The following is a 1,178-nucleotide window of genomic DNA, read 5'->3' as shown; positions in this document are numbered from 1 at the left end:
TTGGAAATGGAAGCCGATGCTAGCAGTTATGAGGCGGCTGAAGAATTCGTGGTGGCCGAAGCCTTGGCGCCTAGGGTCCACAATGCGCCAGTATCCACGGAAAGGGTCCTGAACCTCGATACCGTCATCGCCTACCTTGAATCTATGAATGGGCGTACGCTTCAGGCAGAAGTATTAAAAACCGAAAATGAAAGATTGAAGCTTGAAATCAAGGGTCTGAAAAAACGAAATGAAGAGCTCGAGAATAAAGTCAGCCATCTCGAACAAAATAGTGGCTTGATGCAGGAAGATTATGAGACTTTGATGAATATCATGAATCGGGCAAGAAAGCTCGTCTTGTTAGAGGAAGAGGAGCGCCCGGCAACGAAATTCAAAATGGATCGGAATGGAAATTTGGAAAAAATGGCTGAGTGATGAAATAATGTGGAGCGCATGTTTGCCCGACCACATGAGGATGGCCGCTACTAAATAGATAGATCGGGAATAAGGAATCTGGAGTAAGGCTCTTTTTTTCCTTATCAAAGTTTCAGTGAATGATAAAATCGTATGAAAGTGAACAAAGCCGTTCCTGAACTTACAGGGACGGCTTTCCACATTCAAACATTTAATGAAGCAAATACTTTGTCATTCCGCTCCAACACTCTTGTCAAATAGGCCTCATATAACGGCCATTCCCCTGGGGAAAGCGTGTCCGAGAATATCCTTCCGCTATGCTCCTTCAATACATTGAGGAACCTGAGCATCACATCCTGGACACTCAATTGTACATCCAACAATTCCGAAAGGGACGCCATTACAGAAGGGATGATAGCCGGATAAGCGAATTTCGTTTCCGCATTGCCTTTCGCTGCCTCATAAAAACCTTTCACGAGACTGGCGCGCTCGGCCCCGCTTCCATTGACGCACAAATAGATTTGCACCGCTACCCCATTGCGGATCCTGCGTTGGGATATGCCAGCAAACTTTTGTCCATTTATGCTTAAATCATAACTTCCCGGACAGTAGGAGCCGACGATTTCCCTTGCCTCCATCTTGACCGGGAAATCGGCGAACATCAATTGAACAAGCTCCCACATCGCATCGTAGCCACGATTGATTTCAATTTTTTGCTCGTTTTCAGGGAAAATTAGCGAGAGATTGAGGACCCCCTCGTCCAACACGCCGGCCAGCCCCCCGGA

The 1,178-nt window shown here is 46.7% G+C and carries 1 protein-coding gene and 1 pseudogene; one reads left to right on the top strand and one right to left on the bottom strand.

Annotated elements, in window-relative coordinates; all coding sequences use genetic code 11:
- Nucleotides 1-414, top strand: a pseudogene (locus tag CVN76_RS04880) (hypothetical protein); the annotation flags it as partial.
- Between the two features lie 182 nt (nucleotides 415-596).
- Here CVN76_RS04880 and CVN76_RS04875 read toward each other — a convergent pair.
- Nucleotides 597-1,178: lipoate--protein ligase family protein (locus CVN76_RS04875; protein WP_332850608.1), on the bottom strand; the 582-nt coding region annotated here is incomplete at its 5' end.

Source organism: Bacillus sp. mrc49 (assembly GCF_002803435.1).
The sequence above is the reverse complement of the archived record's forward strand: the minus strand, read 5'-3'. Positions and strand labels throughout refer to the sequence as shown.